Here is a 16,415-nt window from a genome sequence, read left to right as displayed (position 1 = left end):
CCGATACCAAATAGTGCAAAGCGAATACGTTTGGTATATAGTTTGAACTCATCAGTTCACAGTTTGATCTTCATGGTCTGACTGATCGATTCAACCAGGAAGGACGCTCCCATGCATCGCATTGCAGTCATCGGGTCGGGGATTGCGGGGCTGGCCGCAGCACGGCGGCTGGCCGGCGCGCCGGGCGGGCATGGCGTGACCCTGCTGGAGGCAGGCAGCCATTTCGGCGGCCATGCCAACACGGTCGATCTGGCGCTGGGCGGCGTGAGCCAGGGGGTGGACACGGGCTTTCTGGTGTTCAACCACCGCACCTATCCGCTGCTGACCCGTCTGTTCGAAGAGCTGCAGGTGCCCACGGCGGAGGCCGAGATGTCGTTTTCCGTGCAGGTGCCGCAGGCCGGCGGCCGGGCGGGCCTGGAGTGGAGCGGCAGTTCGCTGGGCGGTGTGTTCGCCCAGCGCAGCAATCTGCTGCGGCCCCGTTTCCTGAAGATGCTGGCCGAGATCCTGCGCTTCAACCGCCTGACCACGCGCATCGCCGAGGAAGGCGATGAAGCGCGGCTGCGCAGCTGCATCGAAGATTTCCTGGACGACCACGGCTTCGGGCCGGCCTTTCGCCAGGACTATCTGCTGCCCATGATGGGCTGCATCTGGTCCTGCCCCACCGACCAGATGCTGCGCTTTCCCGTGGCCACGCTGATCCGCTTTTGCCACAACCACGGCCTGATCCAGGTCACGGACCGGCCGCAGTGGCGCACCGTGCGCGGTGGTTCGCGCCAGTATGTGCGGCGCATGGTGGCCGCGCTGCAAAAGGACGGCCGCCACGAGGTCCGGCTGAACGCGCCCGTGCTGGGCCTGCGCCGCGCCGCGCACGGCGTGCTGCTGCAGATGGCGCACGGCACGGAGCGGTTCGACGCCGTGGTGCTGGCCTGCCACAGCGACCAGGCCCTGCGACTGCTGGGCTCCGATGCCACGCCGCTCGAGCGCAGCGTGCTGGGCGCCATCCGCTACCAGCCCAACCAGGCCGTGCTGCACACCGATGCCGGCGTGCTGCCGCGCCGCACGGCGGCCTGGGCCGCCTGGAACTACGAACGCGCCGCCGATCCCGGAAAAGACCGGGCCGGCGTCTGCCTGCACTACCTGCTCAACCGCCTGCAGCCCCTGCCGTGGCAGCAGCCCGTGATGGTGTCGCTGAACCCGGTGCGCCCCATCGATGACAGCCAGGTCCACGCGCGCATCGAGTACAGCCACCCGGTGTTCGACCTGGCCGCCATCGAGGCCCAGGGCCGGGTGGATGCCCTGCAAGGCCAGCGCAGGACCTGGTTCTGCGGCGCATGGTGCGGCTACGGCTTCCACGAGGACGGCCTGCGCTCGGGCCTGGTCGCGGCCGACGGCCTGCTGCATGCCCTGCCGACCTTGCCCGTCCTGCCCGCCAGCGCGGCCTTCGAGGGGGTCGCATGACGGCCCGGCCGCTCATCGGCTTCGGCCATGTCTGGCACCGCCGCCTGCGGCCGGTGGAGCATGCCTTTCGCTACCCGGGCTATTTCCTCATGCTGCCCATGCGCAGCCTGCGCACGCAGCCGGACGCCGCGCTCAGGCGCAACCGCCGTGGCTGGCTGAGCTTCCATGACGGCGACCACGGCGAGGGCGGCTGCGACGCACTGGCCTGGTTCGAGCAGCTGCTGCACAGCGAAGGCATAGCCGACGCCGATGGCGAAGTCTGGCTGCACACCTTTCCGCGCGTGCTGGGCTACGTGTTCAAGCCCGTGAGCTTTTGGTATGCGCACCGCGCCGACGGGACGCTGGCCGCCGTGCTGGCCGAGGTCAACAACACCTTTGGCGAGCGCCATGCCTATCTGCTGGCGGGGTCGGACCTGGCCTGGGGCCGGGAGCAGGTGGCGCGCAAGCAATTCCACGTCTCGCCGTTCTGCGAGGTGCGCGGCGAGTACCGCTTCCGCTTCGAACGCGGCGAAGACCGCACCCTGGCACGCGTGGACCTGCATGACGAGGACGGCCCGCTGCTGCAGACCAGCGTGGGCGGCGTGCTGCAGGCGCTGGATGCCGCCGCCGTGCGCCGCGCCTTCTTCGGCACCCCTTTGATGACGCTGGGCGTGGTCGCCCGCATCCACTGGCACGCGCTGCGCCTTTGGGCCAAGCGCGTGCCTTTCCATGGCAAACCCTCCGCGCCCAAGCGCTTCGTCACAAGATGAACACTACCGCCGCCCCCCTGCTGAGCCCCACCGCCGCAGCGCCGCGCCGCACGCCTGCGCGGGCACGCCGTGTGCTGAACCTGCTCGAACGCCTGCCCCACGGGCAGCTGGACCTGGAGCAGCCCGATGGCCGCCTGCTGCACCTGCCCCGTCCGCCGTCGGGGGCTGCCGACGCGCATTGCGTGCTGCACGACTGGCGGGCGCTGGAGCGCACCCTGAAATCGGGCGACATCGGCCTGGCCGAAGGCTATATCGCCGGCGAATGGGACAGCCCCGACCTGGCCGCCCTGCTGCGCCTGTGCATGGCCAACCGCGACCATGTGCAAAGCCTGGTGTACGGCAGCTGGTGGGGCCGGCTGGGCTACCGCCTGCGCCACCTGCTGCAGCGCAATACGCGGGCCGGCAGCGCCAGGAACATCCATGCCCACTACGACCTGGGCAACGATTTCTACCGCCTGTGGCTGGACCCCGGCATGAGCTACAGCGCCGCCTGGTTCCAGGGGCGCACGGGTGAATCGCTGCGCCACGCCGACCTGCAGGACGCCCAGCAGGCCAAGCTCAGGCGCACGCTGGACGAGGTGCGGCTGCAGCCCGGCCAGCGCCTGCTGGAGATCGGCTGCGGCTGGGGCGGGCTGGCCGAGGCGGCGGCGCAGGAGTTCGGCGCCCGGGTCACGGGCGTGACGCTGTCGCGCGAGCAACTGGCCTGGGGACAGCAGCGCATGCGGCAGGCCGGCCTGGCCGACGCCGTGGAGCTGCGCTACCAGGACTACCGCGACCTGCCGGCACGGCATGCGGGCGAGCCCTTCGATGCCATCGTCTCCATCGAGATGTTCGAGGCCGTGGGCCGCGAATACTGGCGCGGCTATTTCCAGACGCTGCGCGACTGCCTCAAGCCCGGGGGCCTGGCCTGCATACAGACCATCACGCTGCGCGAGGACCTGTTCGCGCGCTATCTCCGCTCCACCGACTTCATCCAGCAGTACATCTTCCCGGGCGGGCTGCTGCCCAGCATTCCTTCCTTCGAGCAGGAGGCACGGCGCGCCGGCCTGGTGGTGGAGCGCCGCATGGCCTTCGGCCGCGACTATGCGGAGACGCTGCGGCGCTGGCGCCAGGCCTTCGATCACCACCTCGACGCCGTGCGGGCCCAGGGCTTTGACGAGCGCTTCGTGCGCATCTGGACCTTCTACCTCGCCTACTGCGAGGCGGCCTTCGACACCGGCAACACCGATGTCGTCCAGTTCACGCTGCGCAGGCCCCTGCCATGAAATCGCCACCACGTCACATGCCGCGCCGCCAGGCGCTGGCCTGGGGCGCCGCCTGCGCCCTTGTCCCTTCACTGATCGCCATGCCCAACGAACTCCACGCCAAGACTCCGACTGCCGACCTTCCGGCCGAACTGCGCAGCGCCCTGCCGGCCGCGCGCCTGGTGGGCACGGGCGTGCTGCGCTTTTTCGGCCTGCGCGTGTACGAGGCACGGCTGTGGGCCGCACCGGGCTTTGTGCCCGAAGACTACGCCCGCCACCCGTTCGCGCTGGAGCTGGTCTATGACCGCAAGCTCGAAGGCGCGGCCATCGCCGAGCGCTCCATCGCCGAAATGCGCAGGGTCGACGGCTTCACCGAGGAGCAGTCCCGCCAATGGCTGGCGCTGATGAAGCAGGCGTTTCCCGATGTGGCTGCCCAGGACCGGCTGCTGGGCCTGAACGACGGCCAGGGCGAGGTGCGCTTCTTCCACAACGGCCGCCAGACTGCACAGCTGCGCGATGCCGACTATGCGCGCCTGTTCTTCGGCATCTGGCTCGCGCCCCAGACCTCGGCACCTGCCATGCGCAGCTCGCTGCTGGGCCAATCCTGAGCGCCCGGGACCACGCCATGGCCTCGCACCCTGCCGCCGCCCCCTTGCTGCCCTGGCGCACAGGGCTGGCCTATGGCGGCCTGGCCGCGCCGCTGGCGTTCGTGTCCCTGCCGCTGTATGTGAACCTGCCCTACCACTACGCCAGCGTGGCCGGTGCGCCGCTGGCGGGGCTGGGCGCGGTGCTGCTGGCCACGCGTGCCTTCGATGCCCTGGTGGACCCCGCCATCGGCCGCCAGGCCGACCGGCTGCTGCGCCGGGGCATGCGGCCAGCGTGGTGGGCGGCTGCACTGGCCAGCCTGCTGATGGTCCTGTGCTTCTGGGCGCTGTGGCATCCGCCGCGCGGTGCCCAGGCCGCCATGCTGGGCTGGCTGGCCTGCAGCCTGCTGGTGTGCACGCTGGCCTACAGCTTCGTCACCATCGTCCACCAGGCCTGGGGCACGCGCTGGGGCGGGCAGCCCGCCTGGCGGGCTCGCGTCACGGCCTGGCGCGAGGGCGCTACGCTGGGCGGTGTGCTGCTGGCCAGCGTGTTGCCGGCCTGGCTGGGCTTGGACGCCACCAGCGCCGTGCTGGCGCTGGGCCTGGCGCTGGCGCTGGTGGGGCTGTACCGGCTCAAGGCTCCGGTGACGCTGCCGCAGCAGGCCACGGCGGACACCTCTCGGATCTCACCATGGGCGGATGCCGGCTTTCGCCGGCTGCTGGCCGTCTTCATGGTCAACGGCGTGGCCGCGGCCATTCCGGCCACCTTGCTGCCCTTCTTCGTGGCCGACAGATTGCAGGTGCCCGGGATGCAGCCCCTGCTGCTGCTGTGCTTTTTTGGCGCGGCGGCCCTGGGCCTGCCGCTGTGGGTGAAGGCCGTCTCGCGCTGGGGCCTGGCGCCCAGCTGGCGCGCGGGCATGCTGGCCAGCGTGCTGGCCTTCGGCTTCACGCCCTGGCTGGGCACGGGTGACGGCCTGGCCTTCGCCGTGATCTGCCTGGCCAGCGGGCTGGCCCTGGGCGCGGACCTGGCCCTGCCGGGCGCACTGCTCACGGGCGTGATCCACGAGTCCGGCCAGGGCGGCCAGGGCGAGGGCCGCTACCTGGGGTGGTGGACCTGCGCCACCAAGCTCAACCTGGCCCTGGCCGCGGGCCTGGCCCTGCCCCTGCTGTCCGTTGCGGGCTACCGCAGCGGCAGCACCGATCCGGCCGGCCTGCAGGCCCTGGCCTGGGCCTATGGCGGGCTGCCCTGCCTGCTCAAACTGGCGGCGGCCGGGCTGCTCTGGCGCGCCGAGCGACTGCATTCTTCCTGGAGGCACACATGAGCCACATCACCCACTGCGCTTCGTTTTCACCACTGCGGCGCGCCTGCCTGGGGGCGGCATTGGCGCTGTCTCTGGCGGGCTGCGCCGGTCCTTCCGTGCAGGACTACGCCAAGGAGCAGCCGACGCTGGACCTGCGCCAGTACTTCAACGGGCCGCTGACGGCCCACGGCATGTTCACGGACCGCTCGGGCAAGGTGGTCAAGCGATTCACCGTGCGCATGACGGGCCGCTGGAATGGCGACGAGGGCACGCTCGATGAGCACTTCGTCTACAGCGACGGCAGCACGCAGCAGCGCATCTGGCATATCCGCCACCTGGGCGAGGGCCGCTACAGCGGCCGGGCCGACGACGTGGTGGGCGAGGCCCAGGGCCAGAGCGCGGGCAATGCCATCCGCTGGAGCTACGTGCTGGCCCTGCCCGTGGACGGAAGGGTCTGGAACGTCAGCATGGACGACTGGATGTACCTGATGGACGGGCGCACCCTGCTCAACCGCACGGCCATGAGCAAGCTCGGCCTGCACCTGGGCGACGTGACGCTGGCCATCATCAAGGAGTGATGGCCATGCCACTGTTATCCCGCCGGCTGAACCCGCCGCTGCGCGACTGGAAGGGCCGCTCGGCATGGCTTCTGGGCGCCTCCTCGGGCATAGGGCGCGCCACGGCCGAAGCGCTGCACGGCCAGGGCGCGCGCGTGATTGTCTCTGCGCGGCATGGCGGTGCGCTGCAGGATTTCGTGCGCGGCCGCGAAGGCTGCCTGGCCCTGCCGCTGGACGTGACCGATGCCCAGGCCGTGGCACAGGCAGCCCGTGCCGTGCGGGCCCATGTGGGCAGGGCGCCCGACCTGGTGGTGTACTGCGCCGGCCACTACCGGCCCCAGCGCGCCACCGAGTTCGACCTGGCCGAGATGCAGCGCCACCTGGCCGTGAACTATGGCGGCGCGCTGCACCTGCTCGATGCGGTGCTGCCCATGCTGCTGGAGGCCGGCCAGGGGCATCTGGCCCTGGTCGGCTCGGTGGCAGGCTATCGCGGGCTGCCCATGTCCCTGGCCTACGGTCCTACCAAGGCGGCGCTCAACAACCTGGCAGAAAACCTCTACCTGGACCTGCACGGCCCGGGCCTGGGCGTGTCCATCATCAACCCCGGCTTTGTCGATACGCCGCTGACGGCGCAAAACAGCTTCAGCATGCCGGCCCTGATCGGTGCCGACGAGGCCGCCCGGCACATGCTGCAGGGCTGGGCACAGGGGCGCTTCGAGATGAATTTTCCGCGCCGCTTCACGCGCTGGGTGCGGCTGCTGCGCTGCCTGCCCGATGCCTGGTATTTCTCGGCGGTTCGCCGCATCACAGGAGCCTGAAACCGATGAGCACTGCCCTCGGCGATCCCCGACTGGACCGGCTGGCCCAGGCCTATGAGGCGCTGCGCCGCGACAACCTGCCGGCGCTGCTGGCCCTCTATGCGGAACAGGCCCGGTTCAAGGACCCGTTCAACGATGTGCGCGGCCACGCAGCGATACAGCGCGTGTTCGCCCACATGTTCGAGCAACTGGACCGGCCCCGCTTCGCCGTCAGCCAGGGCGCGGTGCAGGGGGACAGCGGCTTTTTGCTGTGGGAGCTGGGCTTTGTCAGGGCATCGGGCCAGCCCATGCACATCTGCGGCACCAGCTACCTGGAGTTCGATGCGCAGGGACTGGTGGCAGTGCACCGCGATTTCTGGGACCCGGTGGAGGAAATCTTCGCCAAGGTGCCCGTGCTGGGCGCCGTGGCCAGGGCGCTGCAGAACAAGCTCAGGGCTCCGCAGTAAGCAGCCTGGCCAATTGCGCCAGGGCGCCGTCCAGGTCGTCCAGGCCTGGGGCGCCCAGGCAGATGCGCAGCCCGCTGGCACGGTCGTGCGGCTCCACCATCAGCGAGCCCGGATCGGTCAGCGTCACGCCCAGCGCCGCTGCGGCCGACACCAGGCGGTCGGCGGCCTCGCGCTCCATGGGCAGCCAGGCGTTGTAGGCCTCGGGGTGCAGCACCAGGCGGCTGTCGCCCAGGTGTGGGGCAAGGTGCGATGCGGCCAGCCGCACGCGCCGCTGTGCCTCATGGCGCAGGTCGGCCTGCAGGGAGGCGACCACGCCCTGGGACAGCCATTCATCGACCACGGCGCATGACAGGGCCGAAGGCGCCATGGACAGCTCCTGCAGCGTCGCCAGCGCGGCGCCGCACAGCGCTGGCGGCAGCACCAGCGTGCCCACCTGCAGCCCCGGGCCCAGCGACTTGGACAGCCCGTTCACATGCAGGGTGATCTCGGGCGCCAGGGTCGCCAGGTGCGCAAGGCGCGCGTGATCGGGCGAGCAGGCGGCATACACGCCGTCCTCGATGATCCAGGCGCCTGCGTTCCGGCAGATATCCACGATCGCCCGCCTGCGCTCCGCGCCCATGGTGGCCGTGGTCGGGTTGTGCAGCGTGGGGGTGAGGTAGAGCACCTTGCCTTCGGCGGCGGGAATGCCTTGCAGCGCCTCGGCCAGCGCCTGCGGCAGCAGGCCCTGCGCGTCCATGGCCAGGCCCTGCAGGGCGCAGCCCTTGCGCCGGGCCAGGGCAATGGCGCCGGGGTAGGTGATGCGCTCGGTCAGCAGCCGGCCCCGGGGCTGGCAGACCAGGTCCAGGGCCAGGGACAGCGCCTGGCGCGCGCTGCTGGTCAGCACCATGTGGCCGGGTTCCACGTTCAGGCCCAGCGTCTGCAGCCAGCGCGCGAGCACGCGGCGATGCTCCGCATGTCCGCCCGGCGGCGCGTAGGAATTGAAGTGATCGGCATCGATGCGGCGCGCAATCGCGGTCAGCGTGCGCGCCAGCAGGCGTTCGCTGATGGCGGCCGGCGGCGCGTTGGAGGACAGGTCGATGGCCTCGCCGCCCTGCGTCCGCCGGGCGGCCACGAAGGTGCCCCTGCCCTTGACGCTGCGCGTCAGCCCCCGGCGCTCCAGCAGCGCATAGGCCCTGGTCACCGAGCCCAGGCCGATCTGCAGCCTGTCGGCCAGGTCTCTGTGGGCGGGAAGGCGGTCGCCGCCGGCCAGTCGGCCTTCCACGATGTCGTCGGCCAGGGCGCGCGCCAGCCGCTCGGCGGCACTGGCTTCAATGCGCGCAAGACGGGGTGTCCAGGGGGAGGGCAGGAGCATGGTCGGGGCAAGGAAAAAAAAGAGTGTGCCGTGACACTATTTCATTTATCGATAGTGTAACGTTCACCCCATGTTCAGCCACATCACCGTCGGCGCCCGTGATCTCGAGCGGGCCGGCCGCTTCTATGACGCGGTGCTTTCCCCGCTGGGACTGCAGCGCCGCGCCGTCCAGCCCGATGGCGGGCCGGCCGCGCTGTGCTGGGTGGCGCCGCAGGCTTCCTTGCCGCGCTTTTATGTCTACAGCCCCTTCAACGGCGAGCCGGCCACGGCGGGCAACGGCAGCATGGCGGCCTTTCTGGCACCGTCGCCCGAGGCGGTGGATGTGGCCCATGCCGCCGGCCTGGCGCGTGGCGGAAGCGACGAAGGCCCGCCCGGCCCGCGACCGCATTACGGCGATGGCTACTACGGTGCCTACCTGCGCGATCCCGACGGCAACAAGGTCCATGTGGTGCATCGCGCCGATGTGCGGCCCTAGCGCAGATCGGGCCCGCCGCCCGTTTCCCTTTCTTTTCCTTTCCATGCAACAAGGACCGTCTTCATGAGCATTGCCGTTCATATGGTCGACGTTTTCGCCAGCGGCCCGCTGTCCGGCAATCCGCTGGCCGTGATCACCGGTGGGCAGGCGCTGACCACCGCACAGATGCAGCAGCTGACACGCTGGTTCAACCTCTCCGAAACCGCGTTCCTGCTGCCGCCCACGCAGGCGCAGGCCGACTACCGCGTGAGGATTTTCACGCTGGACCGGGAGATGCCTTTTGCCGGCCATCCCACGCTGGGCAGCTGCCATGCCTGGCTGTCCCAGCGCGGTGCGTCCAGGAACGCAGGCCACATCGTCCAGGAGTGCGGGGCGGGCCTGGTGCAGATACGGCAGGAGCATGGGCGGCTGGCATTCGCTGCGCCGCCCATGCTGCGCTTTGGCGCGCCCACCGCCGACGAGCTGGATGCCGCGCTGCGCATGCTGGGCATCACCGCCGAAGAGGTGCAGGCCGCCTCGTGGATAGACAACGGCCCCGGCTGGCTGGGCATCCGCCTGGCCTCGGCCGAGCAGGTGCTGGCGCTGAACCCGGCCCGGCAGTGGCCCACGCGCATGGACGTGGGCGTGGTGGGGCCCTATGCCAGGGGTATCGGTGGTGCCAGCGGTGCCAGCCCTGCCGCCTGCGAGGTGCGCGCCTTCTTCTCCGATCACCAGGGCGCCATCGTCGAAGACCCCGTCACCGGCAGCCTCAACGCGTCGCTGGCGCAGTGGCTGTTTGCGACGGGAGTGATGGACAGCGACTACGTTGCCGCCCAGGGCCGCTGTCTGGGCCGTGACGGCCGCATCTTCCTGACCCGTGACGGCACGGGCCAGGTCTGGGTGGGCGGCACGGCGCGCACCCATGTCGAAGGCGCACTGAGCGGCCTTTGATCCACACCGAAAGAACCCACGAATGACAGCGATCCAAGAGAGCCTGTGCGCTCCCGTCTCATCGGCCAGGGCCAACCTGAAAATGCTGGTGCGCTACAAGGCCTGGGCCAACGGCCTGACCTTCAAGAGCGTGATGGAGCTGCCCGAAGGCGAGGCCTTGAAGCAGCGCCCCACGAGCTTCGGCAACATGGTGCGCACGCTGAACCACGTCCTTGTGGTGGAGGACATCTTCAGGCACCACCTGCAGGGCCGCAAGCATGGCTACACCATGCGCAACACCGACCACACGCCCACGCTGCAGGCGCTGTGGGAATCCGTGCAGGCAATGGACCGCTGGTATGTGGAGTTCGTCGATGCGTGCCCGGACGAGGAACTGGCGAAGGTCGTGCACTTCGAGTTCGTGGGCGGCGGGCAGGGTGCCATGACGCGCGAGCAGATCGTGCTGCATGTGGTGAACCATGGCAGCTACCACCGTGGCTTTGTCAGCGACATGATGTACCAGGTGCCCTTCGTGCCGCCGGCCAACGACCTGCCGGTGTTCCTCAGGGACTGCTACCGCGTGGACGAGCCGGCCTGCGGTTGAGGCAGGGCCAGGGCCTGCTGCGCCAGGGCGCCCTGGAGCACGGGCAGCGCAGGCGGCGCGTCGCCGGGCAGGGCCCATCCCTGGCGCAGCGCACCGGCAAAGCCGTCGGCCACGCGCGAGTAGGCGCGGCCGCTGGTCATCACCCGGGGCCGGGCCGACCAGGCGATGCGGGCGCCGCCGGCCGCCAGGCGGTCCACCAGGTCCTGGTCCTCGCCGCAGGTGCGTGCGTCGAACCCGCCGGCCTGGCGGTAGTGCCAGGCTGAGATGCCCAGGTTGGCGCCATGCACGTGGCGGTGGCCGTCGCGGTCCGTGTAGGTGGTCTCGAAGTGCCGCCGCGCCGTGTCCGCCTGGACGCCGTGGGCCGACCAGTCGGCCACCTGCACCGTGCCGCAGACCACGTCGGACTGAAGCGCCAGCTGGTCGGCCAGCCAGCTCGGCGAGACGGTGGTGTCGGCGTCCGTGAAGGCCAGCCAGCGGGCGCCCAGCAGCAGCAGGTACTCCGACCCCAGGGCCCGCGCCTTGCCCACGTTGCGCGCGGCAATGGACAACGGGATGGCGGGCCAGCGGCGCACGGCCGATTCGGTGGCGTCCTGGCAGCTGTCCAGCACCACGACGACGGCCACGGTCTCGCCTTGCAGGTCGGCATGGGCGGCCGCGCAAAACACGCTGTCCAGGCAGCGGCCTATGAGGTCTTCCTCGTCATGGGCTGGTATGCACACGCCGATCATCTGTCCGTCCTTTCAGGGGTTTTCTGCCAGATGTCCAGCTGGAAATCCGGTTCGCTGTGGCTCAGCAGCAAGTGCAGCTGCGCATGGGCCGACACGCTGTCATGCAGGGTGCGAGTGGTCTGCAGGTGATCGTGCGCCCCATGCCGCCAGTGGCACATGAGCCAGTGGCCGCCGCCCTGCAGCGAGGCCAGGCACTGGCGGTTGAAATGCGCCAGTGCCGCGTCGTCGAAGTAGTAGGCAAGCTCCGAGACCACGATGAGATCGAAGCCTTGCTGCGGCACCTGGGGCACCTGTGGCCATTGCCAGGGCAGGGGCAGGGCCTGCAGGTCCAGGCGGGCGCGGTCCTGCGGCGCAATCCGCTGCCGGCACAGATCCACGGCCCTGTCCGAGAAATCGACGGCGCACAGCCGGTCGCAGCGCTGCAGCAGGCGCTGCGTGGCCTCGCCATTGCCGCAGCCGGGCTCGAAGCCGTGGGCATAGCGCTCGCGCGGCAGGGCGGCCAGCAGCAGGTCGCGCTTGCGCCGCTCGTACCAGCGTGATGCGACCTGCCAGGGGTCGGGGTCGGCCTGGTACATCTGCTCGAAGTGCTGCCGGGCGCCGTTCATAGAAACACCACTTCAAACGGACGCAGCAGGCGCTGCGTGGCCCAGGACGGCAGGATGGCGTCGCGGCCCGTGGACGGGTCGGGCAGCAGCTGGCTGCGAAAGCACGACAGGGCCTGGCGCTTGAGCGCCAGCTCCTGCGGCGCCAGCGCAATGGCGGCGGCGCGGTGCCAGGGCACGCGCGTGTCGCCGGGCTCGGCCCAGTGCCAGGCCCAGATCGGCAGCTCGAAGAGCCGGCAGCCCGTGCGCCGGGCTGCCGTGGCGCAGGCCTGGCCCGTGGCCTCGTGGTCCGGGTGGCCGTCTTCGCGCCAGGTGCACAGCAGCGCATCCGAGGGCTGCAGCAACGGCTCCAGCCGCTGCAGCAACTGCGCTGCATGCTCGGCGATACGGCCGTCGGGCAGGCCCAGCCGCAGCACCTGCGCCTGCGGCGCAAGCAGGGCCAGGGCCTGGGTGCTCTCCTGCACGCGCTCGCGCACCAGCCGCTGCGGCGGCCACAGCGTCGAGTCGGGGTGGCTGGCTCCGCCATCGGTCACGGAGACGATGAGGCAGGGCATGCCCCGCTCGGCACAGCGGCGCAGCAGGCCGGCGCAGCCCAGGATCTCGTCATCGGGGTGCGGCGCGACGATGACGGCGCGGCGCCGGCCGTCCAGCAGGTCGTCCATGGATACCTGCGCTGGCCGGCGCTGCGCAAACCAGGCCTGCCAGCGCGATTCGGGCGTGCCCCGGCCCTCGATGAGGCGCGGCTTCACAGTATCCATGCCGCGCCTCCCGGTGCCTGCGAGGTCTGTGCCCTGCCGGCCAGCAGGCGGCCCAGCGCGGCCTGGTCGCGCTCGGCATGGCTTTGGCGGATGAAGACGGGCAGGTCGGCCATCAGCTGCGCCAGGCCCCTGTTCTTGCACAGCGGGCCGGGACCGATGGCGCGCGGCACGCGCCGCAGCACCTCTTCGGCGGCGGCTTCCACGGCCAGGCGGGCGCGGTTCACGGCCAGCAGGCAGGGGTCCGAGGGCGTGGCATCGATGCGGGCTGCAGCGTCGCGCAGCAGGCCGGCCGCGCCGGCCAGGGCCACATCCAGCGCGCCCAGGTGGGCCTGGCGGTGCGGGTCCTCGCCTTGACCGACGGCCTGCTGCAGATGGCTGGCGATGCGCGCTGCCGCGCCATGCCAGCAGGCCGCAACGCCCGCGCCGCCATGGTGAAAGCCGGGGCGGCTCAGGTACTGGCCCGGTTCGCCGACCAGCACGCCGGTGGCGCCGTCGAAATGCACGTCGGCGCTGGCGCTGGCGGCCATGCCCACGGCCTGCCAGTGGCTGTCGTCCCTGCGGATGCCGGGCTGGTCCATGGCGACGGCGATCAGGCAGCGCCGGCCGTCGGCCAGCCAGCCGCTGACCAGGGCACGGTCCACCGCGCGCGCGCCCGAACACCAGGGCTTGTGGCCGGACAGCTGCACGGCCATGCCGGCATGTGCCGCAGCATGGGGAGCCGTGGGCGTGGCCTGCACGCGCTCGCCCGGCGGCTCGGCGCACCAGACGGCCCAGCGCAGGCCTTCGGTGGCCAGGTCGGCCTGCAGCTCGGACAGGATGGCCAGGGCATCGGTATGGCCTTCATAGAGCTTGGCCAGGCTCAGGCTGTGGGCGGCCACCTCGGCCAGTGCGCGCCAGCGCTGCAGCGTGTGGCCATGGCCCGGCAGCGGCAGGCGGTCGGCGCCCTGCGCCACCAGCAGGGCCAACTGGTCCGCTGGCGACAGGTCCGTGTGGCCGCGCAAGGCCTGCGCCAGCGTGTCGCTGCATGTCCACGCATGGGCGTGCTCGTTGTCGTGCTGGGCCATCGCCGCTTGCCTTCCTTTTGTGTGTCGTGCGCAGCCCTGGAAATGGGGGGGGGGGGCCGGGCGATGCCATGGTGCCGGGAGGATGAACGCGGCGCCGCAGGAGCAGGAAGGCATTACCTGTCGGAGACCACCGACCGGCAGGCGTCCCGTTCCACGCCGTCGGCAGGGCAGGCGGCCAGCTCCAGGCGCAGCGGTGCCTGCTCCTGCCTGATCGAGGGAACGGGGATGCCGAAGGCTTCCCTTTCCCTGTGCTCCAGCGGCCTGGCCTCTTTCAAGGCAGACAGAAAGGCCTTGCGCCACCAGTGCACGTCCTGCTCGGCGATGCGCTGCAGCAGCCGCTGGTGCCGCTGGCGCCTTTCCTGCAGGGGCATCTGCAGGGCCTGCTGCACCACGGCGGCCGTGCCGTGCACGTCGTAGGGATTGACCAGCAGCGCCTCCTGCAGCTGCTCGGCCGCGCCGGCAAACCGCGACAGCACCAGCACGCCCGGGTCGGCCGGGTCCTGGGCCGCCACATATTCCTTGGCCACGAGGTTCATGCCGTCGCGCAGCGGCGTGACCAGGCCCACGGCCGCCGCGCGGCACAGGCCCGGAATGCCATCGCGCGGCAGGGTCTGGTGGATGTAGCGCACGGGCATCCAGTCCAGCTCGCCGTAGTCGCCGTTGACGGCGCCGCACAGCGATTCAAGCTCCCGCCGTATGTCGGCATACGCGTCCAGGCCCTCGCGCGTGGGCGAGCCGATCTGGATCAGCGTGGCGCGCCGGCGCTGCTCGGGATGGCGGGCCAGCAGCTCCCGGAAGGCACGCAGGCGCTGCGGCAGGCCCTTGGAGTAGTCCAGCCGGTCTATGCCCAGCAGCAGGCGACGCTGTGCGTACTCGTGCTTCATGCGCGCATGCATGTCCTGCGATGCGCCGGACAGGGCCAGCGCCGCGAAGCCCTCCACATCGATGCCGATGGGGAAGGCGCGGCACACCAGGCGCTGCCCATGGGCACGCAAGGCGCCATCGCCCAGCGACTGGCCCCCGGCCTCGTCGCAGACATAGCGCTCGAAATGCTGCACGTCCTGGCGGGTCTGCAGGCCCACAAGGTCGTAGGCAAACAGGCAGCGCATCAGCCATGCATGCTCGGGAATGGCCGCCAGCAGGGTCGGCGGGGGCAATGGGATGTGCAGGAAAAAGCCGATGCGCTGGCGGCAGCCCAGGGCGCGCAGCTCGGCCGCCAGCGGGATCAGGTGGTAGTCATGCACCCAGAGGATGTCGTCCTGCGCCAGCAGGGGCAGCAGCCTGCGCGCAAGCAGCTGGTTCACGCGGCGGTAGCCGGCCGCATGGCCCGTGTCGAAGCTCGCCAGGTCCAGCCGTCCGTGAAAGACGGGCCACAGCACGCCGTTGCTGTAGCCCGCGTAGTAGCTGTCATGGTCCGCGCGGTCCAGGTCCACCGTGGCCAGCGTGACGTTGCCTGCCTGGGTGCGGTGCACATGGCCGGCCGGCGCGGCCTGGGCACCGTCGTCGGTGACGGTCCCGCTCCAGCCGAACCACAGGCCGCCCGTCTGCCGCAGCGCATCGCCCATGGCCACGGCAAGGCCCCCGGCTGCGGCCCTGCGCGGATCGGCCACGCGGTTGGAGATCACCACCAGCCGGCTCATGGCAGCACCTCCGCGCAGGTCTGCGCAGCCAGGTGCATGCATGCGGACTTCAGCCAGGCATGCACGGCCTGCGGGCTGCCCAGCCGGTGGCGGGCCCCGCTTGCGCCTTCGCCCACCTTGATCGCCATGCCGCCGTGCGCCTGCACCACGGCAAAGCCGCTCTCGTCCGTGACATCGTCACCGGCAAACACCGGGGTGCGGCCGGCGAACGGCGCTTCGCGCAGGAAGGCCGCAATGGCGTGGCCCTTGTCCACCCCTGCGGGCCTGACCTCCAGCACGCATTTGCCGTGCAGCAGCTCCAGCCCGGGCTGGTGCCGCAGTGCGCGGCCCAACATGTCCAGGCACAGCGCCGCCAGCTCTGGCGCACGCCGGTAGTGCAGTGCGACCGAGGAGCGCTTGCGCTCCACCAGCAGGCGCGGATGATCGGCCGCCAAGGCATTGCACATCTGCAGCACGGTCTCTGGCATGGCCGATGCCTGCATGTGCAGGCGGCCTGCGGCATCCCGCCGCTGCAGGCCGTGCTCGCAGGCGGCGGGCAGATGCAGCGGCGCCAGAAAGCGGTCCAGCATCTCGACCTGCCGACCCGTGACGATGGCCAGCGCACCGCCCAACAGACCCTGCAGCCTGGTCAGCATGGGGATCAGGCCGGGGTCTGGCGCAATGGCGTCCGGGGTCTCGGCCAGCGGCACGAGCGTGCCGTCGAAGTCGAGGAACAGGGCGGATCTGCAGGTGGGGAATGGGGGTGTTTCCATGGAGGCGCCAGGGTATGGGTTGCCGGTTTCGTGGATCGACATCAGGAAAGCGTCTGCTGCCATGGCCTGCTCACCGCTCGGCCTTGATGGAGCCGCGGATGTTGGTGATGGCCAGGCAGAACTGCAGGCTCACCAGCGCCCAGGCCGCCGTGGACCAGCCCCACAGCGCCCACAGCGCATTGCTGAGCATCAGGACCCAGAAGCCCAGGTTGCGCCTTTGCGCAGAACGCGAGCCCACACACCAGGCGCCGGCGATGGAGGCCAGAAAGGCAGGCCACTGGAGCCAGTCGGGAATGTCGGGCATGGGGTTGCTCCTGTATGAAGTGAAGCGCGGGCACCTCAGTTGCCGGGCCGTGCCGGGTCGTCTTCGTCGAT

Annotated in this window: 19 protein-coding genes; 11 read left to right on the top strand and 8 right to left on the bottom strand. The window is 70.6% G+C overall.

Annotated features, from left to right (window positions below):
- Window positions 1-111 precede the first annotated feature (111 nt).
- From ACF8NF_RS23460 to ACF8NF_RS23425, 8 genes are read left to right on the top strand one after another with little or no spacing between them, the layout of a single operon-like run.
- Window positions 112-1,458, top strand: a complete 1,347-nt coding sequence (locus tag ACF8NF_RS23460) for an NAD(P)/FAD-dependent oxidoreductase (RefSeq protein ID WP_277849023.1) — start codon at window positions 112-114, stop codon at window positions 1,456-1,458.
- Entirely contained in the window at window positions 1,455-2,207 is a 753-nt protein-coding gene (locus tag ACF8NF_RS23455) for a DUF1365 domain-containing protein (protein WP_392451350.1), read from the top strand. Before ACF8NF_RS23460 ends, ACF8NF_RS23455 begins: the two co-directional genes overlap by 4 nt.
- A complete protein-coding gene (locus ACF8NF_RS23450; protein ID WP_392451349.1) occupies window positions 2,204-3,472 on the top strand; it encodes a class I SAM-dependent methyltransferase in 1,269 nt (422 codons plus the stop codon). Before ACF8NF_RS23455 ends, ACF8NF_RS23450 begins: the two co-directional genes overlap by 4 nt.
- Window positions 3,473-3,489: 17 nt before the next feature.
- Complete coding sequence (locus ACF8NF_RS23445) at window positions 3,490-4,059, top strand: chalcone isomerase family protein (protein WP_016448427.1); 570 nt, start codon at window positions 3,490-3,492, stop codon at window positions 4,057-4,059.
- 17 nt (window positions 4,060-4,076) lie between these two features.
- Entirely contained in the window at window positions 4,077-5,357 is a 1,281-nt protein-coding gene (locus tag ACF8NF_RS23440; RefSeq protein WP_392451347.1) for an MFS transporter, read from the top strand.
- The gene (locus ACF8NF_RS23435) at window positions 5,354-5,914 is read left to right on the top strand and encodes a DUF3833 domain-containing protein (RefSeq protein WP_016448425.1); all 561 of its coding nucleotides are present in this window, start codon (window positions 5,354-5,356) and stop codon (window positions 5,912-5,914) included. Before ACF8NF_RS23440 ends, ACF8NF_RS23435 begins: the two co-directional genes overlap by 4 nt.
- A gap of 5 nt (window positions 5,915-5,919) precedes the next feature.
- A complete protein-coding gene (locus ACF8NF_RS23430; protein WP_016448424.1) occupies window positions 5,920-6,711 on the top strand; it encodes an SDR family oxidoreductase in 792 nt (263 codons plus the stop codon).
- 5 nt (window positions 6,712-6,716) lie between these two features.
- A complete protein-coding gene (locus ACF8NF_RS23425) occupies window positions 6,717-7,157 on the top strand; it encodes a nuclear transport factor 2 family protein (RefSeq protein ID WP_016448423.1) in 441 nt (146 codons plus the stop codon).
- On the opposite strand, the gene ACF8NF_RS23420 is transcribed toward ACF8NF_RS23425, so the two are convergent.
- Window positions 7,141-8,508: a PLP-dependent aminotransferase family protein gene (locus ACF8NF_RS23420; RefSeq protein WP_392443867.1), complete on the bottom strand. Its 1,368-nt coding sequence runs from the start codon at window positions 8,506-8,508 to the stop codon at window positions 7,141-7,143. The two genes, ACF8NF_RS23425 and ACF8NF_RS23420, sit on opposite strands and share 17 nt — an antisense overlap.
- A 70-nt stretch (window positions 8,509-8,578) precedes the next feature.
- Here ACF8NF_RS23420 and ACF8NF_RS23415 point away from each other — a divergent pair, with 70 nt between their 5' ends.
- The 3 genes from ACF8NF_RS23415 to ACF8NF_RS23405 all read left to right on the top strand — a co-directional run bounded on the left by ACF8NF_RS23415 (window position 8,579) and on the right by ACF8NF_RS23405 (window position 10,496).
- Window positions 8,579-8,983 carry a VOC family protein gene (locus tag ACF8NF_RS23415; RefSeq protein ID WP_374006655.1) on the top strand — a complete coding sequence of 135 codons (405 nt, stop codon included), beginning with the start codon at window positions 8,579-8,581 and terminating at the stop codon, window positions 8,981-8,983.
- Window positions 8,984-9,046: 63 nt separating this feature from the next.
- The gene (locus ACF8NF_RS23410) at window positions 9,047-9,913 is read left to right on the top strand and encodes a PhzF family phenazine biosynthesis protein (protein WP_392451346.1); all 867 of its coding nucleotides are present in this window, start codon (window positions 9,047-9,049) and stop codon (window positions 9,911-9,913) included.
- Window positions 9,914-9,935: 22 nt separating this feature from the next.
- Window positions 9,936-10,496 (top strand): DinB family protein, encoded by a 561-nt coding sequence (locus ACF8NF_RS23405; protein ID WP_061288814.1) that lies wholly within the window; start codon window positions 9,936-9,938, stop codon window positions 10,494-10,496.
- Here ACF8NF_RS23405 and ACF8NF_RS23400 read toward each other — a convergent pair.
- From ACF8NF_RS23400 to ACF8NF_RS23370, 7 genes are all read right to left on the bottom strand, one after another.
- Complete coding sequence (locus tag ACF8NF_RS23400) at window positions 10,466-11,224, bottom strand: glycosyltransferase family 2 protein (RefSeq protein WP_016448418.1); 759 nt, start codon at window positions 11,222-11,224, stop codon at window positions 10,466-10,468. The two genes, ACF8NF_RS23405 and ACF8NF_RS23400, sit on opposite strands and share 31 nt — an antisense overlap.
- Window positions 11,221-11,829, bottom strand: coding sequence for a class I SAM-dependent methyltransferase (locus ACF8NF_RS23395; RefSeq protein WP_071956938.1), 609 nt, complete (start codon window positions 11,827-11,829; stop codon window positions 11,221-11,223). The genes ACF8NF_RS23400 and ACF8NF_RS23395 overlap by 4 nt, the downstream gene beginning before the upstream one ends.
- Entirely contained in the window at window positions 11,826-12,584 is a 759-nt protein-coding gene (locus tag ACF8NF_RS23390) for a PIG-L deacetylase family protein (protein ID WP_392451345.1), read from the bottom strand. Before ACF8NF_RS23390 ends, ACF8NF_RS23395 begins: the two co-directional genes overlap by 4 nt.
- Complete coding sequence (locus ACF8NF_RS23385; RefSeq protein WP_392451344.1) at window positions 12,572-13,648, bottom strand: acyl-CoA dehydrogenase; 1,077 nt, start codon at window positions 13,646-13,648, stop codon at window positions 12,572-12,574. Before ACF8NF_RS23385 ends, ACF8NF_RS23390 begins: the two co-directional genes overlap by 13 nt.
- A gap of 113 nt (window positions 13,649-13,761) precedes the next feature.
- Window positions 13,762-15,288, bottom strand: a complete 1,527-nt coding sequence (locus ACF8NF_RS23380) for a trehalose-6-phosphate synthase (RefSeq protein ID WP_279494164.1) — start codon at window positions 15,286-15,288, stop codon at window positions 13,762-13,764.
- Window positions 15,285-16,103, bottom strand: a complete 819-nt coding sequence (otsB, locus tag ACF8NF_RS23375) for a trehalose-phosphatase (RefSeq protein ID WP_016448413.1) — start codon at window positions 16,101-16,103, stop codon at window positions 15,285-15,287. The genes ACF8NF_RS23380 and otsB overlap by 4 nt, the downstream gene beginning before the upstream one ends.
- 7 nt (window positions 16,104-16,110) lie before the next feature.
- Entirely contained in the window at window positions 16,111-16,344 is a 234-nt protein-coding gene (locus ACF8NF_RS23370; protein WP_016448412.1) for a hypothetical protein, read from the bottom strand.
- Window positions 16,345-16,415 lie beyond the last annotated feature (71 nt).

It is taken from the genome of Delftia sp. WSY_22, from assembly GCF_043104185.1.
Taxonomy (GTDB): domain Bacteria; phylum Pseudomonadota; class Gammaproteobacteria; order Burkholderiales; family Burkholderiaceae_C; genus Comamonas; species Comamonas tsuruhatensis.
This window is presented reverse-complemented; position numbering and strand designations above follow the sequence as displayed.

What these genes read in the sequence shown, in the direction of transcription:
- ACF8NF_RS23460 (WP_277849023.1), top strand. Translation starts at nt 112, where the DNA reads ATGCATCGCATTGCAGTCATCGGGTCGGGGATTGCGGGGCTGGCCGCA.
- ACF8NF_RS23455 (WP_392451350.1), top strand. Translation starts at nt 1,455, where the DNA reads ATGACGGCCCGGCCGCTCATCGGCTTCGGCCATGTCTGGCACCGCCGC.
- ACF8NF_RS23450 (WP_392451349.1), top strand. Translation starts at nt 2,204, where the DNA reads ATGAACACTACCGCCGCCCCCCTGCTGAGCCCCACCGCCGCAGCGCCG.
- ACF8NF_RS23445 (WP_016448427.1), top strand. Translation starts at nt 3,490, where the DNA reads ATGCCGCGCCGCCAGGCGCTGGCCTGGGGCGCCGCCTGCGCCCTTGTC.
- ACF8NF_RS23440 (WP_392451347.1), top strand. Translation starts at nt 4,077, where the DNA reads ATGGCCTCGCACCCTGCCGCCGCCCCCTTGCTGCCCTGGCGCACAGGG.
- ACF8NF_RS23435 (WP_016448425.1), top strand. Translation starts at nt 5,354, where the DNA reads ATGAGCCACATCACCCACTGCGCTTCGTTTTCACCACTGCGGCGCGCC.
- ACF8NF_RS23430 (WP_016448424.1), top strand. Translation starts at nt 5,920, where the DNA reads ATGCCACTGTTATCCCGCCGGCTGAACCCGCCGCTGCGCGACTGGAAG.
- ACF8NF_RS23425 (WP_016448423.1), top strand. Translation starts at nt 6,717, where the DNA reads ATGAGCACTGCCCTCGGCGATCCCCGACTGGACCGGCTGGCCCAGGCC.
- ACF8NF_RS23420 (WP_392443867.1), bottom strand. Translation starts at nt 8,508, where the DNA reads ATGCTCCTGCCCTCCCCCTGGACACCCCGTCTTGCGCGCATTGAAGCC.
- ACF8NF_RS23415 (WP_374006655.1), top strand. Translation starts at nt 8,579, where the DNA reads ATGTTCAGCCACATCACCGTCGGCGCCCGTGATCTCGAGCGGGCCGGC.
- ACF8NF_RS23410 (WP_392451346.1), top strand. Translation starts at nt 9,047, where the DNA reads ATGAGCATTGCCGTTCATATGGTCGACGTTTTCGCCAGCGGCCCGCTG.
- ACF8NF_RS23405 (WP_061288814.1), top strand. Translation starts at nt 9,936, where the DNA reads ATGACAGCGATCCAAGAGAGCCTGTGCGCTCCCGTCTCATCGGCCAGG.
- ACF8NF_RS23400 (WP_016448418.1), bottom strand. Translation starts at nt 11,224, where the DNA reads ATGATCGGCGTGTGCATACCAGCCCATGACGAGGAAGACCTCATAGGC.
- ACF8NF_RS23395 (WP_071956938.1), bottom strand. Translation starts at nt 11,829, where the DNA reads ATGAACGGCGCCCGGCAGCACTTCGAGCAGATGTACCAGGCCGACCCC.
- ACF8NF_RS23390 (WP_392451345.1), bottom strand. Translation starts at nt 12,584, where the DNA reads ATGGATACTGTGAAGCCGCGCCTCATCGAGGGCCGGGGCACGCCCGAA.
- ACF8NF_RS23385 (WP_392451344.1), bottom strand. Translation starts at nt 13,648, where the DNA reads ATGGCCCAGCACGACAACGAGCACGCCCATGCGTGGACATGCAGCGAC.
- ACF8NF_RS23380 (WP_279494164.1), bottom strand. Translation starts at nt 15,288, where the DNA reads ATGAGCCGGCTGGTGGTGATCTCCAACCGCGTGGCCGATCCGCGCAGG.
- otsB (WP_016448413.1), bottom strand. Translation starts at nt 16,103, where the DNA reads ATGGCAGCAGACGCTTTCCTGATGTCGATCCACGAAACCGGCAACCCA.
- ACF8NF_RS23370 (WP_016448412.1), bottom strand. Translation starts at nt 16,344, where the DNA reads ATGCCCGACATTCCCGACTGGCTCCAGTGGCCTGCCTTTCTGGCCTCC.